Below are 18569 nucleotides of genomic sequence, written 5' to 3' on the forward strand. Positions count from 1 at the left end.
CAGAATGATTATATGAAATATTATTTCAATAAAGTTTTTAATTGGTATTTTAAACCAAAGACTTTAGAAAACCGACTTTGGAAGTTAGCTCTGCTTCTTCTATCAACAGGAATCTGTGGTGGGCTATATAGTGCAATTAATGTGACTTGGAAGTACTCTGACACACAGAGTATAAGTACAGGGTATTCTACGCAAGATTCAGTAACCGCCATGATTACATACTCAGCTTTTTTAATAGGTATTATATCAGCTTTTCTGGCATCTTATTTAGGTTTTAAACGTGAGCGACGAAATCCAAATATATTCATTGAGCACATAGGCCTTAGATATCCCAAAAATCAAAGTTTAACCGAAGCAGCAAAAAAGAAAACAGGGCTAGGAAGTAGTCTATACATAGACATATCAAATTATTATAATCAGGGGCTATTAGTTTCAAATAAACAGGCTTTAGACTATTCCCTTGCTTGTTTCAAAAACACGTTCTCGAATTTGATGCGAAATGCAGATACAACCAATGTCACATTGCACTATGGTGGTACACCATCTGTTCCTATTGGTTTCGTACTTGGACACTCTATAGGTAATACTTCTAAAGTTTCTTTATGGGATTTTGATCGCGATAAATCAGAGTGGTATGCCCTTGAAGACACCCCATCAGACTTGAATGTTCCAATTATAAATTGGGAGGATTATAAGAAAACAGAAGATGTTTGTTTACTAATGGGAATTTCTTTTGAAGTTTCTCATCAACAAGTTGGTAGTTTATTAAATGGAAGAGGTATTGTATCCGTAAGTATGCCTGAAGTTAAGTATGACAGTATGTCTAGCCTTGATAAAATCGAGGGGTTTCAGCAGAAGTTTAGAGAGATTTTGAAAACATTTAATACTGATGGAGTTAAGCGAGTTCATATATTTTGTGCCGCGCAGTCATCATTTAATTTCGCAATGGGACGACAAGTTGAGCGCAACCATCCAGAATGCATAGTTTATGAATACGTCAATAACTCAGATCAAACTACTCAATATCCCTGGGGCGTTTTATTTAACGTTCAAGGACAAGAACCTTCTATTATCGAAACATAGAGCGGTAATAGTGAGGGCTGATAAATTTTTATATCGCAAAACCGGATGAACAAAATGCAAAAGCCCCATTATTCTAACTAATAATGGGGCAGAAACGAGTTACGGCTGATAGTCGGCTTATGGCACGTAGCGGCCGAAAAAACTAGTCCAAAAAGTTATCAGCCTTACAGTCTCATTTTTATACTTTGTTGTGTAATTTCAATCCACGTTGCCCTGCTACACTAAGATACAGTTTTCGTAAACTCACTCCAAATACGTTTGAAATTCATAAATACAACATTTTCTTATACGTCCCTAACAAACCGCTCACGGTTTACGAAAAACACCTCATTCCTTTAAAACCCTGCGATAAACGTATCAACAAAGTGTTTAAATTTATCCGTTATTACAGGCAGCATTTTTCTGCGCTGTAAAAGGCTGGGTTTGGTTTCTAGTACATCAGCAAAGTCATCCCTTAATGGCATTTCGTCACTTAGCTCATAACGCGTTACTAGCTTTTCTAAGCGTTCTTGGTTTAGCTTTTGCTCGTGGGCAAACTTCTCAAGCTCTAGGCGCTTTTCTTTCTCCCAATAAAGCTCAAACTCTTCATCAACGTCAGCACTGGCAGGTATACCTTGTAAGTGCTCATCCATAAACTTATCTATAAGTGCTTTTTTACTTAATAAGGTTGGGTCGGTGGCTATCAGGTTTGCTATTACTTGACGTTTACGGGCTTTTTCGTCGCCGCTTTCTTCGCCGTGTAACTCTCGTAATAACTGCAAAATATAGGTTACATTTACTATATCACTGTGTAGTAGCTCTAGTTCAAAATCAACGTCATCTAAAACCGATACTTTCTCTTTACTTGAGTTCTCACGTAGCTGCCTGCCAAGGTCGGCATACTTACTCGTATAATCCTGAAACTCTTGCTCGCCCATCGCGGTAGAGTCCATATCAAAGTCAGCAAAGTTGCTTAACATGTTCTTTAAGCGCATAAGCTCACGAAACTGCCTCACAAACAACGCCTGAGCTTCTTCATCAGGTAAAGTATCAACTGAGTCAACGGTAGGCGTAATTGCTATTAGCGCACCATAGGCGTCGTTAAAATCGGCTAGCAGCTCATTATACGAAGGGGTTTCTATATATTCTTTAGGCTGCTTGTTTGAAAACAGTGTAAAAGCAATGTCAGCAGCTTTTTTAAGGTTTCTAAAACACACTATATTACCGTGCGATTTAGTTTCACCCAATAATCGGTTGGTGCGCGAGAAGGCCTGCACCAAACCATGATATTTAAGGTTTTTATCAACGTACAACGTATTGAGTTTTGGGGCATCAAAGCCTGTTAAAAACATATTCACCACCAGCAATATATCAATCTCTTTGGCTTTAACACGCTTAGATATATTTTTGTAGTAGTCATCAAATAACTTGCCATCTTTAGTGGAGTAGCTTGTACCAAACATAGCATTGTAGTCGTTAATGAATGAGTCTAACTTATCGCGGCTATGTAGCTTAACGGCTTGCCCTTCATTTAAATACTTAACAGAGGTTTCTTTAATCCTTGGTGCATCACTATTACCTAGTTCGTATTCTTCCTCTTCATTAGCCTCATAGCTAAATATGGTGGCAATTTTAAGATTATGTTTTCCCTGTGCCTTTTTCGCTGCAAATAGCTCATAGTATTGAATAAGCTCAGCCACACTTGAAACACAAAACATAGCGTTAAACTCACGACTATGCGTTTTACGATTATGCTGGGAAATAATGTAATCGGTTATTTTATCTAAGCGCGCAGGAGAGGTTAAAAGCTCTTTGGTGTCGATGTCTTCAACTTCAATGTCTAGGTTGTTGTTAGAGCCATCTTTGTATTGGTAACGCCCAACATACTCAATAGCAAACTTAAGCACGTTAGCGTCGCGTATCGCATCCACAATTACATACGGGTGTAGGCATTCACCAAACAAATCTTTAGTGGTGCGCTTAACTGAATTTTTAGCAACGGCATTGTCGGCAAATATAGGCGTACCCGTAAAACCAAACAACTGCGCGTTATTAAAAAATTCGGTAATGTTTTTATGCGTATCGCCAAATTGACTGCGGTGGCACTCGTCAAATATAAACACAATGCGCTTATCCTGCAGGCTTTGCATTTCTTTTAAGTAGCGCTGTTTAGTCACCACGTTATTAAGCTTTTGTAGTGTAGTTACCACCAGCTTAGTATTACGGTTTTGGTTAACTTTTCTGCCTTTCATAGGCTTATCTAACAGCTGGTGGAACAACATACTTGTGTTGTCAGTGCTGTCTACAGAGCCCTTTACAAACGCATTAAACTCAAGCGCTGTTTGGTAGTCTAGGTCTTTACGGTCAACTACAAACACAACTTTATCAACCTCACTCAGAGAGGTCATAATCTGTGCGGCTTTAAACGAGGTTAATGTTTTACCTGAGCCCGTTGTATGCCAAATATAGCCATTATCAGTTGTGGTTTTAACTTGCTCTACAATCGCCTCAACTGCATAAAACTGGTACGGCCTAAGCACCATTAAGTACTTACCTGTTTCATTAAGCACAATGTACTTAGTGAGCATATGCGTTAGGTGGGAAGGCGTTAAAAACGCTTCGGCAAAGTCATGCAACTGGCTTATTTTATTGTTTTCGCTATCAGTCCAGTCAAAGGTTTGCTTAGCCGACATTTCACTGTTGTTAGAAAAGTACTGGCTATTAACCCCATTCGACATTACAAACAGCTGCACATAGTTAAACAAACCATGGTTGGCATGAAACGAATGCTTTTGATAACGCTTAATCTGGTTAAACGCTTCTTTTAGTTCAATACCACGGCGCTTTAGCTCTATTTGTACCAGCGGCAAGCCATTAACCAATAGCGTTACATCGTATCGGTTAGTGTACGTGCCCTTTATCGTTATTTGTTGCGCTACCTGGAAGCTGTTTTGCTTCGGCTCATCAAACAACAAGGTTAAGTGCCTGCTATCGCCGTTATCAAGTGCTACATCAAGCTGGTCGCGCAATATTTTGGCTTTAGCAAATATATTCCCTTTACCAAGCTTACCTAGTATTTGTGTAAACTCAGTATCACTCAGCTTACAGTTATTCACTTTTTCTAGCTGGTGTTTAAGGTTAGCCTCAAGAGCGGCGTTGTCCTTTAAAACTACGCGCGTAAAGCCTTGCTCGCTAAGCTGTGCAATTAAGTCATCTTCTAATTGTTGTTCACTTTGGTAAGTCATTATATCTACAATTCCTTGGTACTAGCCTTATGCAATACATTCATAGCTTGTTGCTAATCTTTGTGTAACTTATAACCCTGCTCAGGGTGATTCGGTATTGTTGGGTAGGCCAAAAATAATACCTGCTCTTTAACCATCTCACGTAAGTAATGCTTTCTCAATGTATCAGTATTCATGTTAAGCAACTGCGCTATATCGCTAAGCCTTAAGCAATTAGGAGCCGACTTAGTACATAAATCAATTATCGCTTTTTGTACATCAGGCTTTTGTTTACGTCCTGAATTTTTGGCAATAGACGATGCTATTTCTTTGAGTTCAAGCCAAAGGTTAGAAGCACTTAAATCGAACTCCGGCACTGGCGGATTGAGCTCCGGCACTAACTCCGGCACTGGCGGGTTAAGCTCCGGCATTGGCTCTGTTAAGTCCGGCACTTCATTAATTGTTTTACTACCAATCAAGGGCAACGCTGCCTGACTAGGTGATAATACAAAGCTAATGTTCCTACCAGCCTCATTGTCTGGCGTTGGCACTTCTATCCCTTTTAAATGATATATCTTGCCTCGGTGCTGGCCTGCCGACTCCAAGTACCCTGCATTAACTAACTGGCTTAACGCAAGTGTCACTTCTCTCGTATGCTCTGAAGTGAGCGAACAAATACGCTCGTGGTTAAACCATGACTCAGTGATAGCGGTCATTAAAATGGTGCGTTTTAGCTCGCTTAGTTTGTTATAACCTTCACCATACGTTTCAATTAGGCGTTGGTGTAACTCTGGCGATACCATGTTTACCATACGCAGCTCTAATAAGGTTTGGTTTAACTCGTCTTTTTCGTATAGATGTGGGGGCTGCCAGTTTTGCGCTTTACAATTACTGTATATTTTAGGAATACCCGAGCCTGCTTTTTCGCTCAAACCAATATTTAAAAACATTTGATGAATAGCGGGATTACGGCACTGGCTATTACCGCCTGCTTTAGCTTCATGTACAGGCACTCGCATAAGCCCTGCATTTCTAAAGCCGATAAAGTCAGGGTGTTTTTCAATTAAAATATTACTTTCGGTACTAAAGTCTGCATGTGCGAGTGTATTAACAAGTGCTTCACGAATAGCCTCATGCGCTGGGGTTGTATCTTGCCGTTGCCCGCCATCGGTTAGGTTAAAGCCTACTTTTAAATCTACCGTGAGCTTACGATACACCTTACGATAAAAATCAAAAGCATTACCCGACCAAGAACCATCGGTATAAATTCGGTCTATCCAGCGGTGTGTACTGTCGTCTTTTTCTTGATAATCGAGTGCAAAACTTGGTAGTGCGTCTTGAATTGCATCCCACTTACCAAACATTACCAGGCCTGCAAGGGTTAAGCCTGCTTTGCCTGTTACGCGGTCTTTTTGCCAGCCACGTATTGAGCGCAAAAACTCTTGGTCGCTCAATTCTAAAAAGGGGTGTTGCGGTTTAGCGTCAACAAACATTTGCCTGTAAATGCGCAAGCTTTCGGGGTCTATATCGTCTAGGGTAAAGTGCTCTAAAATGCGGTTATCACGCACTTCCTCTTGCTCTGCCAGCATTTTATTTACTGTCGGTGGCAAACACTTTTGGTCGGCCTCATAACGGCGCTGATAGGTCCCATTAAGTGGGTTTGCATTTATAAATACAGGGCGGCTTTGACGCGGAGCGCGTGGCACAGTAATCGCAATAACCGATTTGCCTTCAAGTGTTTCAACGCGCACATCGCTTTCGCTGAGCAAATTAATACTCACTTTATTGGGGTTATTAACAATATCCCAAATATTCTTAATTAGCGGCGCTGGGTTTGTTATACCCTCAACTGTAAACGTGCCTTTTTTTTCTTTAATGCCCAATAAAATTAAGCCACCACGAGTATTGGCAAACGCGCTATAAGTTTCCCACATATCATTAGGCACTGCACCATGGCCATCGCGGCCACTCGCCTGCTTACACTCAACCTCTACGCTCTCTTGCAAAGTTTGAATATCAATAATATTCGCTATTGGATTGTCATTAATTTTATTAGTCATTATTTCTCACACAAACATTTGCTGTAGTAAGCCTTTTTTAAATAGCTTAGTTTGTTCAATCTGCTCATTAACAGCGCTTGTTTTTTTATCTATCGATTGTAAGAACTGCGCTATTTTTTGCTGTTCCTTTAAAGCCGGTATATTTAATTTAATATCTTTAATATCATCTTGAGCAATAGTAGTCATAGTGCTTTGCTTACCTCGAGAAACTAATGTTTTACGTGGAGTGTAACTTCTGAGGTAATATGCAAGAAAAAGAGGATCAACAAGCTTCTTATTAGGGCTTATTTTCATTAAATGTCCATCAAAAGTTATATCTTCTTTCTCAGATAAATTAACATTACTAAAAGCAATTCCTGTGGGAACGATTGATGATCGAGTGAAAAATATATCTCCGTATTTCACTTTGTTTTTTTCGAATAGTTTTGGCTCCAGATCCAAAAGAGTCAATTCAGAATATTCAATTGAATCACCTTTATACATATCTTTAACATTAATCAATCGGAAGCCTTTTCCTACCTTTTTAGGGTCATTAAAAACTCCATTAGAAATACCTGATTCAGAAAGCATAGCTAATTCATGTGTATTCCACTCAGGAAAAGCGTTTCCATCATCGTCTTTAAAATGGATTTTTTGGCTAAAAATTTGTTGCATTACGCCTTTTTTATAGTCTTTTAATAAGCGATGCTTTTCAGTTAACTGGCTGATTTTTGTATCTACAGAAGCAAGGAAGTTTGCTATTTTTTGTTGTTCATCAATTGAGTCAGGAATAAAGACGTCCATTTCTGTGAGCATATCTCTTCGAACCGAATCTACAGAGTTTTTCGCGCTTAGCCTGATAACTCTTTTATAAAAGTTCTTACAGAATAAAAAATATAAGTACTTACCGAAAACACCTTTGAAGTTATCTAAACAATAAACTCTTTGGTGATAATCAAACCTTCCATTAACGTAGTGATAATTTTTACCAACTCCCACACCATCACCAGAAGTTAAAATAGCTTCAGTATTTTTAGAAAAAGAGTTGATACTTTTAACGCTATCAGAACGAACATAAAAAGGGTACTTTCCACTATCTACAGCGTCTTTTGTATCTTTTCCTCCTGTCGATATATCTGCCAAAGCCCCTAAATAAGCGTGGGCATAATTAACTGAAGAGTTAAAGTGTAAAGGAGGTTTATCTATAATATTCAGCATTTTAAAACTCCAAAAGGCGCTCTAACTCCTAACTCATCACAAAAACCTGCAATTGTTTTGTCCGTTTCAAGCATCGCTTTATCATTTGCTATAAGTTGTTTTGCAATTTCATTTAAATCCACAAGTTCTTCATCTTCAAAGGTGTCTACGTAACGCGGAATATTGAGGTTGTAGTCGTTCTCTGCTAAATCAGCTTGCGTGGCAGTAAAAGCATATTTATCAATAAAATCGCGTTTGCTTACGGCATCTAAAATGCGTTGTAAATCTTCCTCACGCATTACGTTGTTGTTAGTGCCTTTTTCAAAGTGATTACTGGCATCTATAAATAATACGTTGTCGTCGGCTTTACGGTGTTTATTTAGCACCAATACACAGGTAGGAATTGACGTGCCAAAAAATATATTAGCAGGTAAGCCTATTACCATATCAAGGTAGTTTTTTTCTTTAATAAGGTGTTTACGTATATGCCCTTCGGCAGCACCACGAAACAACACGCCATGCGGTAACACCACTGCCATTGTTCCATTGTCGTCAAGCTGGTGGATCATGTGTTGTACAAAAGCAAAGTCGGCTTTGCCTTTTGGTGCAAGCTTACCGTAGTCGGCAAATCGCTCGTTATTCATGTGTAGTGGGTTGGCAGACCAGTCCGCCGAAAATGGCGGGTTAGCTACTACGGCGCTAAAGCGTTGTTCAAAGTGCGCGGGAACTTCTAGCGTGTCGTCGTTTTGAATATCGAACTTAGTGTAATGCACATCGTGCATAATCATGTTCATACGGGCTAGGTTGTAAGTACTTGGGTTTTGCTCTTGTCCGTAAAACTTTAAATCGGGGTTATTAGCTTCTTTTGCAACACGTAACAACAATGAGCCAGAACCACAGGTAGGATCGTAAACCGATTTAATGTGCGGGTTATTTAAGGTTACTAATTTTGCTAGTAACTTAGATACCATTTGCGGAGTATAAAACTCACCTGCTTTTTTACCCGCGCCACTAGCAAACATACCAATAAGGTATTCGTAAGCATCGCCAAGTATGTCTATTTCGCTACTTTCTAGGTGAAAGTCGATGTTATCAAGGTGCTCTAATACTTTGGCTATTAACTTATTACGCGTATCCGGTGTTTTACCTAGCTTGTTAGAGGTTAGGTCTAGGTCATCAAACAAACCGTTAAAGTCATCAGCGCTGTCTACGCCCATAGTACTTTGTTCAATATGGTTAAGTACGTTGGTTACATCGTCTAAAATAAACTTATCGTTAGCACCGCGCTCAGCCAATACATGAAACAGCTCTGCTGGTTTTAAAAAGTAGCCAAGCTTATCAAGTGTCTCTTCTTTTACAGCTTCTAAGTACTCTTGCCCCTTTGCTGTAGTTTCGTCAATTTTAGCAAATACAATACCGTCTTCACTTAGTAGCTGATCAGCATAGGTATTGAGCTTATCTGACAGGTATTTATAAAAAATAAGCCCAAGTATGTAATCACGAAAGTCATCAGCCGACATATTGCCACGCAAGCTGTTAGCAATATTCCAAAGCTGCTTTTTTAATTCTTGTTGGTGTTGTTGAACCATTAATCTAATCTCTTAATTAGTTGTGTAGAGCTTCTACATACGCACTGCACGTGCGTGTTAATCTTCTAAAAAGTAATCGCTATCGAGCGCTTTTACTTCAAATACTTGTTTGGTGCTAACGCCTAAGTTATGGGTAAGCATTAGCTCTGTAAGCTGTTTACCGTCCACCAGTACAATACGCTTTTCAATCATACCTACGTATTCAAGTGCGTCTTTACTAAAGCTGCTGGTAGTGATGAATACGCCTTTTTTGCACGGTGCATATCTAGCGCACCTGCAAAGGCTTGTATATCTGGCCTACCTACGGTTTTGTTGGTGTAGCGTTTTGTTGGTGTAGCGTTTGGCTTGCAAGTATATCATTTCGAGGCCGAGTTTATCTTCTTTGATCACCCCATCAATACCACCGTCTTGAGTATATTGTGTGGCTTGCCCTGCATCTTTGCGAGAGCCACCGTACCCCATGGCTAGCATTAAATCGACTACAAGGTTTTCAAAGAAGGCTGGGGAGGCTGACAGCACGGCCTGTAGTATTTCGTCGCTTAAGTTAGTGTTGAGTGTATCTACCGCTGCTTCTATAAGCTCTTCGGGTGTTACTAAGCTAGTGGTGTTTTCGTCTAGTGAGTCGCTAGTATCTTTAGTACGGGTTTTAAAATCTAAAAACTCAGGATATTGGCTTAAATACTGGTTATTGATTTGTTCACCTGTTGCTAACGCAGATAAACCTTTGCTCGTAATGGTACAAAAGGCTCTTTTAGGTTGCTCAATTAACCCTGCTTTAACTAAGTATGTTTTAGCCCATTGCAAGCGATGGTAGGCATAGGTTTGTTTACCATTAGGTATACGTAGCTTAAGCTGCTCTACTGATAAACCGAGGTTTTGATAAACGCTTGCTTCAATGTCTTTAAGCTTGACGGTTTTACCGTTAGCTAAGCACTGCAGTAATGGAGTCATGAATGATTGGTAATCTGATAACGACATACTATTCCCTGCCAAGCCGTATTAGTTAATAACTAAACAGCTAATCCTTTTGTTTTATTAGTTGAGATAATATACACATTAAGATTAAGGGGCAAAGATTATGTAATGATCATGTGTCTCATATCAACACAGTTGATGTTGGGTAGTAAGAAGAACTAAGAACGCACAGTTACAAACGCCTCCTCGTGCGTTTATGATTGTAATATCGGAGTTTTCACTATTTTTCTTAAACCGATGCACTAAACCTATAGGGTTTTTCGGTCTATTTACCTCAGTTGCTCACAGGTGATTTTTGTATTTTATGAAATAAGTTGTGATATTAGACTGTTTTTTATCCATTTGACGTATGTTCTGATGTATCAATCCTTGTTCACCATTGTCAATCACTCAAACCGATGCAGCAAACCTATATACCCTGCTTTAAACCGATGCAACAAACCTATAGTTATAAAACAATGGCTTAGGTTTATTTTGTGCTTTAAGCTCTGCTTCTCTTAGGCTTGAAAGAGAGTTTATCTGGGATTTCTTCGGAAAACCGATGCAGTAAACCTCTAGTTATAGATCAATGACTTAGGTTGGAATTTGATTTATTTCCCTGTATTTAGGTGTTTTCAGGGGGTTATTCCGGCTCTATCTGGGAAAACCGATGCAACCAACTATAGGGTTTAGGTGGTGGGCCGTAGGTAGCGCTTTTAAAAACTAGTTAAAGCGCTATCTATCCTGACATCACAAAAGCTGGCCAAAGAAGTCACCAGCCCGCAACTTACTTCTTCGTAATCTAAGTTTGATTGGGGTAAAGGTTTTTATCGCTAGTTTGTGCCAGCATTGAGCAACCCTCTTTTGACATCCTCCCCCACCTCGCTAAGCGCCTGAACAAGTTCAGGAAAGGAGGGGGATTCCGATTAGTTTAAAACCATCGGGGCCTTATGATCACTCATAAGGCAAGTTCCTGCTTCAACAAGCTGACTAATGTCAATCTCTCCACAGGCTAGAACGCGATGACCTCGCGCTAAAATATTTAATGCGCCAACATGATCCGCATTATCTTGATAACCGCACTTCGCACATTCAAACTTAGACTGCGTTAATCGGTTATCTTTTGATTGATGACCACACGCTGGACACGTTTGACTGGTATGTTTCGGATCAACAAAAATAACCTGACCGCCGAGCCAATCCTGCTTATATTTCAGCATCTCTTTAAACATTCCCCATCCTTGATTGAGAATGACGCGGTTTAAGCCAGATTTTTGTTTCACCATTTTTCCATGCTGCTCACTGTTGCCTTTGCTGTTTTTCGTCATATTTCTAATTTTAAGATCTTCTAGCACGATGATTGCGTGGCTTTTGCTCAACTGTGTTGAGATCTTATGTAATTTGTCATGACGAATATTGGCAACTTTCGTATGAAATGTTGTGATCTTTGCTTTTAATTTTTTCCAGTTACTTGAAAATTTCACTTTTCTAGCAAGTTGCTTCTGTAATCGTTTGATCCTGATTGTCTGTTTACTGGTATCTATCGGCTCCACAAAACTGCCATCAGAAAAGGTAATTAGGCGTTTCACGCCTAAATCTCCGCCAATTATGGCGTTTGATGGGTGCTTAGGTGGTGCTACTTCTTGTTCAACTTGGATTGAAACAAACCAGTGCTTTCCTTTTTGTGAAACAGTGACGTTTTTAGCTTTTCCTAAAATAGCTTGGCTTTTTCTAACATTAACCCAACCGATTTTAGGTAAAAAAATACGTTTCCCATTCTTGTCGATTTTAAAGCCTTGTGGAAAACTAAAGCTATTCACCTCTCCTTTTTTCTTAAAAGTAGGCACCCGTTTGAGTGGTTGGTTTTTATCGAATGCGTCTTTAAAGGCGCGTTCAAGCTGTTTTAATGTTTGTTGGATAGTTTGTGCGGGCGATAGTGTTAAAAAGCCATACTCCTCGCTTTTTTTCCAAAGTTTGGAAAAGAAATCCAACTCTTGGTAGTAGCAAATTTTTTGTTCATTCTGTAACTTAAATAAGTTAATCGCTAAGGCTTTATTCCACAAGAATCGACAATTTCCCGCATATTGCGCCATTTTAGCGTTAATATCGGGTGTTGTTTTTAAACGAAATTTATAAGCTTTGCGAATAATCATACTGTTATTATATACAGTCAATCAAAAAGGAACAACCCACTTAGTCGCTTCGCGACTATTGCCTTATATCACCGACCTAAAGGAACGGTGTTTTACGGCAAAAAGTTGATAAAAAGTTTTCTTATTAGGGATTTCACATCCGTACCGATTTGATAATTGTACTATCGAAACGCCCTTCTTTGTTGACGACTTGCTTTCAAGTATTTCGTTAGTAAACAAAACCTCTCATCTGCAGAACTTCTATCATTAAATGGGGAAAATACTCTGCCTCATTACTTAGAATAAACCCCATGGAACTTTCCAATCACTTCCCAAATAACTATCTATCTGGGATTGTGATGCATATTTCCACGAAGGCAGCTTATACATAACTATTACAGGGGATTGATAAGAGAATTCCCTGTATTTCTGGGATTGTGATGCGTATTTCCACAAAAATAGCTCATACATAGCTATTACAGAGGATTGATAGGAGCATTCCCTATTTATCTGGGATTGTGATACATATCTCCACAAAAATAGCTTATACATAGCTATTGCAGGGATAAATTGTAACCGTCTAGCGAACCACACCTCGCATCGTTAATCTGACTATTTGAAAATACCTGCTCAACGATAAATTTGGAGCAGGTGATGAAAACATACAGAACAGCGGCACAGTGGTTAGAGCTACTTCAGAAGCGCAGTAATTTTAAAGGTACTAATATTGAATTCTGCCAACACCATAATGTCGCTATTACCACTTATTATAAACAGCGCGCCCTACTTGTTAAGCAGTCAAACCCAAACTTACCGCAGCAATCACTTAATGCCACTTCATCACGTTTTATTCAGGTAAATAAAACCACCACTGAATTCTGCGCGCAAACTCATCCAAATGTGCTTCAGTTTGATATCCGCACAGGCCAGTTAATGTTTCCTGCCAATTTAGCAACGACCGATATCGTTTCCATCATTAAAGGGCTAACGGCATGAAGATGTTTGTTGATGTACCCACCGTTTATTTATGTGCCGATGTGGTCGATTTTCGTAAATCGATTAATGGACTAGCCGCCTTAGTGGAAGCTGAACTTGAACTACCTGTACTCAGTGGCGCACTATTTGTCTTTTGTAATAAAGGCCGCGACAAACTCAAGCTGCTGTACTGGGATAACACAGGATTTGCCCTGTGGTATAAGCGTTTAGATAAGCATAAGTTCAAATGGCCTAAACTCATGTCACCCACCATGACATTAACCGAGCAACAATTACACTGGTTATTGTCGGGTTATGATGTGATTGGCCACAGCAAAATTGATATTGCAGGTAAGCAAGTGCTTTAATATTTGCGATCGATTGATGATCATCAAAGTTAGCTCAGTTAGCACTGGAAAGCCTTTTGTTATGCCTTAAAATAGGCCTCATGAAAAATGAACTCGCCCTTAAACAGCGTATTGCTGAACTTGAAAAACTGTTAGCGCAGAAGGATGCACAAATCGCAGCCTTGGAAGAGCGCTGGCGTTTAGCCCAACAAAAACAATTCGGCAAAAGTGCTGAAGGCTTTGTAGGGCAAGGCGAGTTATTCAATGAAGTGGAAGAGATTATTGAAGCCGCTGAGGCTGAGCAACAATCCATTAGTTATACCCGTAAAAAGCCGGTGCGTAAGCCACTGCCAAAAGACTTACCCCGTGAGCAGGTTATTCACGATATTGAAGATAAATTGTGTCATTGCTGTGGCGGTGAGCTACATAAAATGGGTGAAGACAAGTCAGAAAAGCTTGAGTTTATCCCCGCTCAAATCAAAGTAATTGAGCACATTCGTCCTAAGTACGCTTGCCGTCACTGTGATAAATCCTCGACTCATACACCGATAAAGCAAGCCTCAATGCCTGCCATGCCTATCAACAAAGGCATGGCAACGAGCAGTTTGCTCAGTCAGCTTATCACCAGTAAATACCAATATGGGTTACCGCTTTATCGCCAGGAAGCGATGTTCAAACAATACGGTATTGAGCTCAGTCGCCAAACCATGAGTAGTTGGATAGACAAATCCGCCACACTCTTCGTGCCACTCGTTGAGCGGCTTAAAGCCGAACTGCTAAAGCAGCCCACGTTGTTTGCCGATGAAACGCCATTAAAAGTGGTGAAATCAGATAAAGTGAACAGCTACATGTGGGTGTATTGCTCAGGTAGGGATTCACCAGACCCGAATAATCCTATCCCTAATATCGTGCTTTACGACTTCCACAATAGTCGCGCTGCCGCGTGCGTGGTCAATTACCTTGATGGATATCAAGGGTATTTACACGTGGATGGTTATCAAGCTTATGAAAAAACACAGGCAACCTTAACTGGCTGTTGGGCGCATGCTCGTCGTAAATTTATCGACGCGAAAAAGCTACAAGGGAAAAATAAAACCGGCAAAGCCGATGTGGTATTGAGCCTTATCCAAAAACTGTACGCTGTTGAGTCACGCGTTAAAGAAAAAAGTGCGGATGATAAATACACGACAAGACAACAAGTCAGTGTGCCAATACTGGACAAGCTCAAAGCATGGCTTGAGCAAAACCAACCGAATTTAGTAGGTAATACCAAACTGATAGAGGCGGCTAATTACCTGGCTAATCAATGGCACAAACTCATTCGTTATGTTGATGATGGCAGACTGAGTATTGATAATAATCGTGCAGAGCGAGCGGTAAAACCATTTGTGATAGGCCGAAAGAATTGGTTATTTAGCCAAACGGCAAATGGGGCTCATGCAAGCGCCACACTTTACAGCATTGTGGAAACCGCAAAGGTAAATGGCTTAGTGCCATTTGATTACATCATGGCTTGCCTTAATGAGCTGTGCCAGACAGCACCTGATATCGACAGCCTGTTACCATGGAATGTTAAAAAGTAAGTGTAGATGCCCAGACGCTTACATTCCTGGCGCTGGATAAGGATCAGAAAAACCGCGAAATCCCGCAAGCGTACCAAAATAATGATCGAATGAACGATTTTCTTGCATCAAAATAACTACGTGCTCAATGTCTTTGATGGTGCCGCTACGTACTTGAGCAGGGATAGCCATTGCACGAGCAATTGAAGGGAAAGTTGCCATCACACTGGCAGCTCCGACTGTACTTAAAAAGTAAGCGCGTAATTAGATGACTGATTTGATTAATGAGCACTTGCTTTGGAAAGCATGTTTAAAACTACTACACCACTGACTATGAGCCCCATACCTACAAAACCCCATGCATCAAGCTTTTGACCATGAAGCAGCCAGGCAATCGCTGTAATTATGACTACGCCGAGACCAGACCAGACTGCATAAGCAACACCTACAGGGATGGACTTCAGAACCAGTATTAGGCGACAATTAGCTTGGCCGAGTCGCGACAATTAGGTTGACCGGTTTTGGTACACTTCAGATATATCAAATTCAACAGAGAAAGATATGTCTGGAAAACCCATAACCAAGCAACAGGTTAATTTATATATGTCTTATCGTAAGGATCATAAACAAACAACAGCCGCAGCTCAGTCTGGTATGTCAGAGCGTACGGCTCGGCGCATCGACTCAGGTCAACATTCAACAGAAAATACCCCCAGAATCTATCGAACACGCAAAGACCCATTTGATGGTGCGTTTGAAGAACATCTAGTGCCATTACTCAAAGCAGATCCTAAGCTTCAACCTATAACGTTATTAGATCAGCTCGATACCCTCATGCCAGGTAAGTTTGGTCACAACCATTTACGTACGTTACAGCGTCGAGTCAAAAAGTGGTTAGCAACTGAAGGGCCAGAGCAAGAAGTTATCTTTCGTCAAAAGTACATGCCCGGATTTATGGGAATATCTGATTATACTTGGATGAACAAACTTGAAATATCCATTGCAGGCCAAGTATTCTCTCATAAGCTCTTTCATTACAAATTAGTGTTTAGTGGCTGGACATATGTTCAACTTGTCTTTTGTGGTGAAAGCTTCGAATCACTTTCTACTGGTTTACAAAATGCATTTTGGCGTAGTGGTGGTGTACCACAAACACACCGAACCGATAGCTTAAGTGCTGCATTTAATAACCACTATGAACAGGAAACGTTAACTGAACGTTATCAAAAGCTATGTGCTCACTATAGCGTCGTTGCGACGCGTAACAATAAAGGTGTGGCTCACGAAAATGGGGCGATTGAAGTAGCGCATAGTCATTTAAAACGAAAAGTAGATCAGCAGTTACGATTACGTGGCAGTCGAGATTTCGCGACAATTACCGAGTACCAATCGTTTCTTGATGTAATTGTCGCCAAAATTAATCGCCAATGCAAAACTCGATTTGATGAAGAACGAAAACATTTAAATGATTTGCCTAAACGTCGCACCAACGACTTCTGCGAGCAATACGTTAAAGTCACATCAAGCAGTACCATCAGTGTTAAACGCGTGACGTATACCGTACCTTCCAGACTGATTGGTTATCGATTACTGGTACACATTTATGATACCCGGCTGGATTTATTTCTTGGTCATGAAAAGACGTTATTCCTAACCAGAGTCTATGCTCAAGGACATCTAAGATCACGCGCAGTAGATTATAAACATGTGATCCACTCACTGGCGAAAAAGCCTAATGCGTTTAAATACTCGCAGTTACGAGAAGACTTGATCCCAGAAGGTGATTTCAGTTTATTGTGGCAGCAGTTAACATCTGAGCATGTCAGCGATAAAGACTGTCGTTATATGGTTGAGCTATTGTTACTCGCTCATAATTATAATTGCGAGCAGGCTCTTGGTCGTTATGTCTTGAAAAACCACGAGCAAGGTAAGCGTATAACCATTGATATGTGCCGTAAATTGTTTGGTCCTAGCACGGTCGTCATACCAAATATTGTCAGTCATCAACACAAAATAAGTGATTACGATAGTTTACTTGGAGGGTTACATGGCTAATGTTCAAAGCTTACCAATATTACTCAAAGAGCTGCGCTTAAGTGCGATAGCCAAAGAATGGGAGGCTCTTGCCCAAAAGGCTGTTTCACAGGAGTGGGAGCCAGAGTTATTCCTTGCCGAGCTATGTGAGCTTGAAGCTAATCATCGTCATGAAAGTCGATTAAAACGGTTACTTAAAGAAAGTAAATTACCCGTAGGTAAGCAGCTTCATCAATATAACTTTGACGAAGTAGAAGGAGTTACGTCACTGCAAATCAAACAAAAAGTTAGTCAGATTGATTGGCTTAGACAGGGCCATAATATCTTATTGTTTGGCGCTAGTGGTTTAGGGAAAACTCACTTAGCTTGCGCTATTGGCTACTCATTACTTGAAAAAGCAGTGCGCGTTAAATTCAGTACTAGTACGGCTATTGTTCAAGAACTTCAACGCGCGAAAGAAACGCTGGGTTTAAATGATGCCCTAAGAAAACTTGATAAATATGAGCTATTGATTTTGGACGATATCGGCTACGTGAAAAAGACTGATAGTGAGAGTCAGGTATTGTTTGAATTGATTGCTCATCGATATGAACGAGGTAGTTTGTTGATCACATCCAATCAAGCCTTCAGTGAATGGGATAACATATTCGGTGACAACATGATGACAGTTGCCGCTATAGACAGACTTGTTCACCATAGTAATATCTATCAAATACAAGGTGAAAGTTACCGTAAAAAACAAGCAATGAAACTAAACTCAAATACCGGCCAAGTTAATTGACGCCGACCGGACAAGTTAGTTGACGTCTAATAAACCAGTGAAAGAAAATAAAATGCGATGCCATAGCCGATTATTACGACGGCGGATGGGGCAAACTTAGTAAATCCCTCACTAGATTTTAATGCGGATGTTGCGATTACTTCGCCAACTATTGCAATAGCAAGAAAAAGCCAGCCTTTCATGATATATCTCCTAATGTTTATAGGACTTATTGTAAACTATTAAAAATAATAATGTCAGGCTTGAAGTGCTAGTTTAGTTGTGAGGAGCATCTATGCGCTTAGTGGTATCTAACGTCTTAGTATTTATACGTTACGTTGTTTGTATCGTATAAATACCTTGTTGAACGAAGTATGCTCCTCATCCAACATTTTTATTGGTATGCATAATGCTATAGGTATTCTCTTTTTTTAGGGAAGTTGTTGATTGCAGATTTATTCGACACCCTTTTACTACTAGACAGGTTAGTTACTGTTTATTAATTACATTTCTACGCTTTTTTATATCGTTTCTGCCTGCTTATTGTCTACTGTCATCCTTTGTATTTATTTTGGGCAGCACCACATCTAAGCTGATTCAGTGTTACACCAACTTAGTTAACGAGTTGCTTTTAACTGTTCGACTTACTATTCATCACTATCCATTTTCCTGCTCTGACCCATAGGCAGTCTTG

At 40.0% G+C, this 18569-nt stretch carries 15 protein-coding genes and 2 pseudogenes; 6 read left to right on the forward strand and 11 right to left on the reverse strand.

The features are described 5' to 3' along the window. Positions 1–12 precede the first annotated feature (12 nt). On the forward strand, positions 13–1083 hold the full coding sequence (locus CIK86_RS18760; RefSeq protein ID WP_086996380.1) for an SAVED domain-containing protein: 1071 nt from the start codon (positions 13–15) through the stop codon (positions 1081–1083). A gap of 335 nt (positions 1084–1418) precedes the next feature. On the opposite strand, the gene CIK86_RS18765 is transcribed toward CIK86_RS18760, so the two are convergent. From CIK86_RS18765 to CIK86_RS18790, 8 genes are all read right to left on the reverse strand, one after another. After that, a complete protein-coding gene (locus CIK86_RS18765) occupies positions 1419–4307 on the reverse strand; it encodes a type I restriction endonuclease subunit R (protein ID WP_086996383.1) in 2889 nt (962 codons plus the stop codon). A 53-nt stretch (positions 4308–4360) separates the two neighbouring features. Then, positions 4361–6346, reverse strand: coding sequence for an RNA-binding domain-containing protein (locus tag CIK86_RS18770; RefSeq protein ID WP_086996386.1), 1986 nt, complete (start codon positions 6344–6346; stop codon positions 4361–4363). 6 nt (positions 6347–6352) lie between these two features. Next, on the reverse strand, positions 6353–7543 hold the full coding sequence (locus CIK86_RS18775) for a restriction endonuclease subunit S (RefSeq protein WP_086996390.1): 1191 nt from the start codon (positions 7541–7543) through the stop codon (positions 6353–6355). Further along, entirely contained in the window at positions 7537–9111 is a 1575-nt protein-coding gene (locus CIK86_RS18780; protein WP_086996394.1) for a type I restriction-modification system subunit M, read from the reverse strand. Before CIK86_RS18780 ends, CIK86_RS18775 begins: the two co-directional genes overlap by 7 nt. A gap of 57 nt (positions 9112–9168) precedes the next feature. Further along, positions 9169–9303, reverse strand: coding sequence for a hypothetical protein (locus CIK86_RS19475; protein ID WP_254910738.1), 135 nt, complete (start codon positions 9301–9303; stop codon positions 9169–9171). Between the two features lie 2 nt (positions 9304–9305). After that, complete coding sequence (locus tag CIK86_RS19515) at positions 9306–9401, reverse strand: hypothetical protein (protein ID WP_343252020.1); 96 nt, start codon at positions 9399–9401, stop codon at positions 9306–9308. 7 nt (positions 9402–9408) lie between these two features. After that, positions 9409–10089: a winged helix-turn-helix domain-containing protein gene (locus CIK86_RS18785; protein ID WP_343252019.1), complete on the reverse strand. Its 681-nt coding sequence runs from the start codon at positions 10087–10089 to the stop codon at positions 9409–9411. Between the two features lie 902 nt (positions 10090–10991). After that, positions 10992–12218, reverse strand: a complete 1227-nt coding sequence (locus CIK86_RS18790) for an RNA-guided endonuclease TnpB family protein (protein WP_096317084.1) — start codon at positions 12216–12218, stop codon at positions 10992–10994. 633 nt (positions 12219–12851) lie between these two features. On the opposite strand from CIK86_RS18790, the gene CIK86_RS18795 reads away from it, so the two are divergent. The 3 genes from CIK86_RS18795 to CIK86_RS18805 all read left to right on the forward strand — a co-directional run bounded on the left by CIK86_RS18795 (position 12852) and on the right by CIK86_RS18805 (position 15102). Further along, positions 12852–13193: a hypothetical protein gene (locus CIK86_RS18795; protein WP_008110143.1), complete on the forward strand. Its 342-nt coding sequence runs from the start codon at positions 12852–12854 to the stop codon at positions 13191–13193. After that, complete coding sequence (gene tnpB / locus CIK86_RS18800) at positions 13190–13540, forward strand: IS66 family insertion sequence element accessory protein TnpB (protein WP_036984835.1); 351 nt, start codon at positions 13190–13192, stop codon at positions 13538–13540. Before CIK86_RS18795 ends, tnpB begins: the two co-directional genes overlap by 4 nt. A gap of 80 nt (positions 13541–13620) precedes the next feature. Continuing rightward, a complete protein-coding gene (locus CIK86_RS18805; protein WP_096317121.1) occupies positions 13621–15102 on the forward strand; it encodes an IS66 family transposase in 1482 nt (493 codons plus the stop codon). An 18-nt stretch (positions 15103–15120) separates the two neighbouring features. Here the strand turns inward: CIK86_RS18805 and CIK86_RS18810 are convergent, their stop codons facing one another. Further along, positions 15121–15303: an alkaline phosphatase family protein gene (locus tag CIK86_RS18810; RefSeq protein ID WP_254910746.1), complete on the reverse strand. Its 183-nt coding sequence runs from the start codon at positions 15301–15303 to the stop codon at positions 15121–15123. 59 nt (positions 15304–15362) lie between these two features. Continuing rightward, a pseudogene (locus CIK86_RS18815) lies at positions 15363–15551 on the reverse strand (SMR family transporter); the annotation flags it as partial. A 91-nt stretch (positions 15552–15642) separates the two neighbouring features. On the opposite strand from CIK86_RS18815, the gene istA reads away from it, so the two are divergent. Both istA and istB read left to right on the forward strand, forming a co-directional pair. Then, complete coding sequence (istA, locus tag CIK86_RS18820) at positions 15643–17136, forward strand: IS21 family transposase (protein ID WP_086996774.1); 1494 nt, start codon at positions 15643–15645, stop codon at positions 17134–17136. Next, complete coding sequence (gene istB, locus CIK86_RS18825) at positions 17129–17896, forward strand: IS21-like element helper ATPase IstB (RefSeq protein WP_086996779.1); 768 nt, start codon at positions 17129–17131, stop codon at positions 17894–17896. The genes istA and istB overlap by 8 nt, the downstream gene beginning before the upstream one ends. Positions 17897–17928: 32 nt before the next feature. Here the strand turns inward: istB and CIK86_RS18830 are convergent. After that, positions 17929–18078 (reverse strand): annotated as a pseudogene (locus CIK86_RS18830) (SMR family transporter); the annotation flags it as partial. Between the last annotated feature and the right edge of the window lie 491 nt (positions 18079–18569).

The sequence above is a fragment of the Pseudoalteromonas sp. JB197 genome (genome assembly GCF_002332205.1).
Taxonomy (GTDB): domain Bacteria; phylum Pseudomonadota; class Gammaproteobacteria; order Enterobacterales; family Alteromonadaceae; genus Pseudoalteromonas; species Pseudoalteromonas nigrifaciens.